This is a genomic window from Aquiflexum sp. (assembly GCF_041751335.1).
Taxonomy (GTDB): domain Bacteria; phylum Bacteroidota; class Bacteroidia; order Cytophagales; family Cyclobacteriaceae; genus Aquiflexum.
The window spans coordinates 24,050-30,338 of sequence record NZ_JBGSXS010000325.1 but is presented as its reverse complement, the minus strand read 5'-3'; the positions used below and the strand labels follow the sequence as shown (position 1 = coordinate 30,338).

Here is a 6,289-nt window from a genome sequence, read left to right as displayed (position 1 = left end):
GATCGATTTACTTCCCGATCGTTGCCAAACGATATTCAAGCTCAGTCGGTATGAGCAAATGAGCTATGCCGAGATAGCCAAAACTCTGGATATCAGCCCAAAAACGGTAGAAAACCAAATCGGTAAAGCCCTCAAAATTTTAAGAAAAAACCTCCTTCCACAACTATTTTTCGGATTGCTGCAAATTTTTCAGTAACAGGATGGGGGTTTTGAAGCCACTTCCCGACTTATAGGGAAAGAGGAAACCAATGGAACCTACAGACGAACAATTGGCAAGATGGCTAGAAAGTCCGAGTCAGGATGATATTCAGGATTTGAATGAATGGCTGGACAAAAGCCCTGAGAATCTTCAGAAATGGGATAGCTACCAAATGCTCTGGCAAAAATCCGCCAAGTTGGCCTCCAGGATTCCTCTGCCTGACCGGGAAAGGATTTGGTCAGGAATTGAAGCAGAAATCGGGGAAAAGAAGACTTATACTATTCCTGCCTTTTTCAAATATGCTGCTGCATCGGCTGTCATTCTGACGATTTCTGTATCCGTTTGGCTTTCGGTTTCATTCAAGCAGGAACATTACATCGCGGGAAACGGGCCCATGGAGATTTGGCTTTCCGACAGTTCCCGGGTAGTACTGAAAGAGGGGGCAGAATTGAAAGTTTCCAAGACCTATGTGAATGAGGAGCGAACGGTGATTTTGGAGGGCGATGCATTTTTTGAAGTAAAAAGAAATGAGCAAAAGCCATTTTTGGTCCAAACCGAATCACATTTTGTCAAAGTATTGGGAACATCCTTTTTGGTCCAATCGACTCAACCTGACGAAGCTTCCGTCTCTGTTTTCTCCGGTAAAGTGGAATTTGGAGTCCCTTCAGGTCAAAGCAGTATCCTGACAAAGGACATGTCACTAACCATTTTGGGCGATCAGTTCCTAGAAAAGGAGAAAAGTGACAATGACCTCGCTTGGTGGAAAGGTGAACTGAAGTATGACAATGCGCCATTGTCTCAGTTTGCCTCTGACATGCAGTATAATTTTGGTATTGAGGTAAAGGTCTCGGCATCTTCTTTGACGAGCTGCGGACTCACGGCCAAGTTTGCAGGATTGACTCCCGATGAGATGGTGCAGGCGGTAGCCACGACCTTTGGAAGCGAACTACATCAATCTTCCAAATCAAGTGTTGTATTGAAAGGTGGAAATTGTGAAACAGGAGCTGAGTTATGGTAAGGTTTTTCTTGATTTTCGCTCTCTGTTTTTTGTCTTTTTGGGCCAAAGCTCAAGAACGTATAAGTTTGAATGGACAATATTCTTCCGAGCAACTGATTGAAAGTATTGAGCAAAAGACTCCATTTCGGTTTGTCTACCAAAGCCAAATCCTCCCAAAAGGAAAGGTTATGGCCCTAAATTTTGAGCAGGCTAAACTCGAGGAAGTCCTTGCTTTTTGGACAGCTGCCCTACAATTGGAATATAAGATTCAGGGGAATCTTATTTTATTGTCACCCGCCGCATCCTCAAGAAAAATCCTCAGCGGCTATGTGACCAATCAAGGCGATGGAGAAAAGCTCATCGGTGCCAACATTCAGGTTTTGGGCACAGGAATCGGAATTAACACCAATGAATATGGGTACTTTGCCCTTTCCCTTCCATCAGGGACATATTCGCTTAGGATTTCCTATGTAGGTTTCCAAACCCTGACCGAGGAGGTTGCTTTATTCCAAGACATTTCGAGGGATTTTCAGCTTCAAATTGCCAATGTGCTATTGGACGAGGTTTCTGTAGTCTCGGTGGAAGACAAGGTGGAGGAAATTCAGATAAGTACCTTCAAGGTAAATATGGCCTTGGTCCGAAAGCTGCCTGCAATCGGCGGAGAGGTCGACCCGCTACGGATTCTTCAACTGCTTCCTGGCGTACAGTTTGGTACCGAAGGCACTGCAGGATTCAATGTTCGTGGTGGTTCTCAGGATCAAAATTTGATCCTCTTGGACGGGGTGCCTATGTACAATGTCTCCCATCTTTTTGGCTTCCTCTCGGTATTCAATGCCGATGCGATCCAAAACATGGATTTGACCAAAGGAGCTTTTCCGGCTCGATATGGAGGAAGGCTTTCCTCTGTCTTAGATATCAGTATGAAGGAAGGTAGTAAGGAAAGGATTTCAGGAAATGTCGGACTCAGCACCTTTGCCTCGAAGTTCTTTTTGGAAGGACCGATGACGGGGGAGAAAATGACCTTTATGGTTTCGGCGCGGAGAAGCTTTTTGGATCCCATTTTGGTTCCTGTTACCAGAAGGCAAAAAATAGAAAATGGTGCCAATGGAGGCCAAAGCAATTATTCCTTCAACGATATCAATGCCAAGGTCAACTATACCTTTTCTGCCAAGGACCGGATCTACCTGAGCATTTATCAGGGAAATGACCGCTATAATGACAATACGCTAAGAATAAGCTCCTTCGGAAACTCCACGGTAGAAAGTGAACAAGATGTCAAACTTGGTTGGGGCAATCAGGTCGCTTCTCTGCGATGGAACCACGTCTTTCAACCAACCCTGTTTTCCAATGTCAATCTCTTTACAAGCAGGTATCAGTTGAATAGCGTTTCGGATAATTATGTAGAAATCAGATCGGGGAGCGAACGGATATTCAGTGTAGACTTTTCGGACCAGCTGTCCTCCATCCGGGATTATGGGGGAAAAATTGATTTCAGCTATTTCCCAAACCCAACGCATTTTGTGAAATTTGGCGGACTTTTACTCAGACATCGATTTGTAAATCAGTTTCAGTCCAACTTCTCCATTACCCGAAACAATCAGCGGGAGGAGGACTCTTCCAGCTTAAGGGAAGAGAATAACGCATGGGAAGGGTTTGTTTTTGTGGAGGACGAGATTACGATAAACCGACAGTTGGGCGTGAATGTAGGTGTCCATGCCAGTAATTTTTGGTCGGGTGGGGTAAGTTATCCTTCCATTCAGCCCAGGGCTTCCTTTAGATGGGCAATCAATGCGTCGAACGCCATCAAGGGAGGGTATGCAAAAATGACCCAATACCTCCACCTGCTGACCAACAGCGGTATTGGGCTGCCAACCGATCTTTGGCTGGGGTCCAGTCCGGAGATAGGCCCACAAAATGCCAATCAGTGGTCTTTGGGGTATACCAAAACGTTTTCCAGAGGGGTTGATTTTACGGTAGAAGGCTTCCATAAGAAAATGGAAGGCCTCTTGGATTTCAAAGATGGGGTGACATTTTTTCTGAATACGGGAAGTATAAGTGAGAAGGTAACTAGCGGAGATGGATTAGCCAAAGGGGTGGAAATGATGCTTCAAAAGCAGGTGGGGAAAACACAGGGTTGGATATCCTATACTTGGTCAAAATCGGACCGGATTTTCCAAGAGATCAATAACGGTGAACAGTTCCCGTTCATTTTCGATAGAAGACATGATTTTTCAGCCTTGATCAATCAGCAAGTTGGTAAACGATGGAATCTCAGTACCACTTGGATTTACTTGACAGGCAGGGCGGTGACATTACCTGTTTCGACCTTTGTTGAAAATTTAGTGATCCCAGGCGATAGGATAGGAAACATTGCAGATTTAGTCGAGTACAGAACCCGAAATGCCTATCGCTTCAAGCCCTATCACCGATTGGATATTTCTGCCAATTACGAAAAAACCACCACATGGGGAGGGCACCGCTTTTCCTTCAGTGTGTACAATCTATATAACCGACAAAACACCTTCTTCCTATCCCAAGATCCTGGATCAGCATCTGATGGATCCATTCAACTCATAGACAATCCCTTATTTCCACTTATCCCTGGTTTTTCTTATGGAATATTCTTCTAATGTCATCCGAAATTTAGCAGCGCTAGCTTTGCTTTATGCGACCTGTTCCTGCCTATCTGAGTCTCCGTCACCAATTGAAATCATTGATTTCCAAAAGAAATTGGTAGTCAATGGTCATATCAGCCCCGATGTACCATTGTTGATATCCGTGACCAATAACATCCCATTTACCACTACCATGTTAGCCTTGCAGAATATTCCAGATGCCAGAGTAGAACTTTGGGAAGGAGACAGGAAGTTGGAAGAAGGTACGTTCCAGCCTTCAGCAACTTTCACTGTGGGCTTCCCGGATATTGAGAAAAAGTACCCCAATTACTTTGCTTTCAGGGCCTTTTATGCATTTGAGTCAGTACCTGAGGCAGGTAAATCCTATTCGCTCAAAGTCAATGCTCCCGGATATCCGGCTGTGGAAGCCACGGATCGGGTCCCTGAGAATGCAGCCGAGGCACCCACATTCCGAATCCTATCCATCAACAGGGCCAATGGCCTAATCACTGTAGAAGTGGATTTAGAGCTTTTGGATGAAAAAAATTACTTCCATTTGCTGTTTTTTGTCAGGACAAAGGGATTTGACGACGTTCAACAAGTCAAGGTGGTGTTGGACAATGAAGGATTGTTAAATGTCGATAATAATGGCGTGGCCTTCGAAGGAGGACTAAATTCAGGTATTATGTATAATCCCAACGTATTTGGATCAAAAAGCAACAAGCGAATCATCGTGTTGGAATATTTGTCGGTTATCTTCTTACCCGATACTCCATTTGAATTAAGTGCAGAAATACGGACCATCAGCAAAAGCTACTATGACTATTATGTCGCTGTAATACAGCAAAAATATTATGGTGACTACCCGTTCGTTACTTCAATTAGGATTCCTAACAATGTGCAGGGTGGCTTGGGTAACTTTTCTGCCTTCACATCCCGAAAATCAGGATGGTTGGATTTGAAATAGGTAAGATCATTGATCAAAAACACACTATTCACACAAACCTAGAACCTGATATTCACCAATTTTGGTTATGGGATAGACGTTAATCAGTACCACAACAGTGGTTGGTTAAAGGCTGGATGAATAGTGTATATTTAAGGAAGAATATATTCCTTTGAGCTATCTCCTATTAGGTAGTGTGCCCGAAAAAGAAATACCGATTGAATTTCCAGAGAACACTTCTCCCTCCTGATCCTTGTATTTCATGGGTGTATAAGTCAAGGCAGCCCATTTGTATCCAAATTCAAAGCGTGGATTTGTATTACTTGTATAAGACACATCAGGAAAAAAACCATCACCTCTCAATTTAGGGTTCAAATGGGTAGTAATACCAACTCCAAACCTGAAGTCATCATTTATTTTCCAAAACGGAGTCAAGTGGACGGGGAACCTCAAAAACATAATGTTTGCATCATCTGCTGCTGTGGGAGTCCACTTTAAACTTATGGCAGAGCGAACCATAAACTGCTTTACGTTGGCAAACTGAAATTCTCCCCCAAGGCCAAGGTTGATGCCCTGCCCAGCCCGCATCGTTTGATCACCACCATTGGAAAAGAATACTTGTAATATTTCATCACCACCAAACTCGAAGCCCCCTTCGAAAAGCAATTTGGCGCTAACCGCTTTCTCAGCCTCTTGTGAGAAAACAAGCGTATTAGTAAAAAAAAGACAGAAGCTCAAAGCAAGAATTATTTTTTTCATATGATTTTTTTAAGGTTATCAAAATTTGAAGATTTCAATTGATTTTAGGAAATAGGGTGCGTTAATTTTTTATGGCAGGAAGTTTTTTTTGGTGAATAAGCAAAAAGGGCTGTTTCTTTGCTATTTGTGGCAATAAATTAAGAGGTTCTATTTGAGGACTACAATGTTTTAGTGATCAAGCAAAAGGATTTATTCGACCTATTTAGGTAGACCTTTTTTATAGACATTCTTTATTTTCCAGAAGACCCTATCAATTCTTTCCCTTCTATTTCGGATACTTGAATACAATAAAACTTCCCTTTTCCAAAGGCCTTTGTTTTTGTCGTTAGGGTAATATAATAAGTTTGGCCAGCATCAAGGTTTAGTGAAAGAACTGTTTCAGGGTCTGGCTTAATTTTTCCTCTGTATTGGGTATGAATTTCGTAGAAGCCAGGATCAATTTGATGAGTAGAATACTTTCCTTCGCCCAACTTGCTTATTAATTTTTGATTGAAATAGGTGTAGTAAGGGACAAAATCATCAAGTCCATCAGGTCTTAACAAATAAACCGTTGCTTTTTCACTTTGAGCCTGAATTTGAAATTGAACTGCAAAAATCAAGAAAAATAAGTAGAGGATTTTCTTCATAAACTAAGAATGTTTTATCGAAATTTAGATAGAAAGCAAATCATTCGCAATAGCCATTTTGTTAATTTTTTGTTAAATAAAAAATATTTTTATCAAGCCAAAATCAACAGCTTTACTTCTGATTTTTTTAGGGAAATGGAAGGGTTA

General features: G+C 42.2%; 6 protein-coding genes. 4 read left to right on the top strand and 2 right to left on the bottom strand.

All coding sequences use genetic code 11. From position 1 onward, the window contains the following. From ACEW8U_RS18085 to ACEW8U_RS18070, 4 genes are all read left to right on the top strand, one after another. Nucleotides 1-196: sigma-70 family RNA polymerase sigma factor (locus ACEW8U_RS18085; RefSeq protein ID WP_373523461.1), on the top strand; the 196-nt coding region annotated here is incomplete at its 5' end. A gap of 52 nt (nucleotides 197-248) precedes the next feature. Further along, nucleotides 249-1,217: a FecR family protein gene (locus ACEW8U_RS18080; RefSeq protein ID WP_373523460.1), complete on the top strand. Its 969-nt coding sequence runs from the start codon at nucleotides 249-251 to the stop codon at nucleotides 1,215-1,217. A gap of 167 nt (nucleotides 1,218-1,384) precedes the next feature. Then, nucleotides 1,385-3,826 carry a carboxypeptidase-like regulatory domain-containing protein gene (locus ACEW8U_RS18075; protein ID WP_373523459.1) on the top strand — a complete coding sequence of 814 codons (2,442 nt, stop codon included), beginning with the start codon at nucleotides 1,385-1,387 and terminating at the stop codon, nucleotides 3,824-3,826. Continuing rightward, complete coding sequence (locus ACEW8U_RS18070; RefSeq protein WP_373523458.1) at nucleotides 3,810-4,778, top strand: DUF4249 domain-containing protein; 969 nt, start codon at nucleotides 3,810-3,812, stop codon at nucleotides 4,776-4,778. The genes ACEW8U_RS18075 and ACEW8U_RS18070 overlap by 17 nt, the downstream gene beginning before the upstream one ends. 156 nt (nucleotides 4,779-4,934) lie before the next feature. Here ACEW8U_RS18070 and ACEW8U_RS18065 read toward each other — a convergent pair whose 3' ends face one another. Both ACEW8U_RS18065 and ACEW8U_RS18060 read right to left on the bottom strand, forming a co-directional pair. Beyond that, nucleotides 4,935-5,516, bottom strand: coding sequence for a hypothetical protein (locus ACEW8U_RS18065; protein ID WP_373523457.1), 582 nt, complete (start codon nucleotides 5,514-5,516; stop codon nucleotides 4,935-4,937). A gap of 230 nt (nucleotides 5,517-5,746) precedes the next feature. Further along, the gene (locus tag ACEW8U_RS18060; protein ID WP_373523456.1) at nucleotides 5,747-6,142 is read right to left on the bottom strand and encodes a DUF2846 domain-containing protein; all 396 of its coding nucleotides are present in this window, start codon (nucleotides 6,140-6,142) and stop codon (nucleotides 5,747-5,749) included. Nucleotides 6,143-6,289 lie beyond the last annotated feature (147 nt).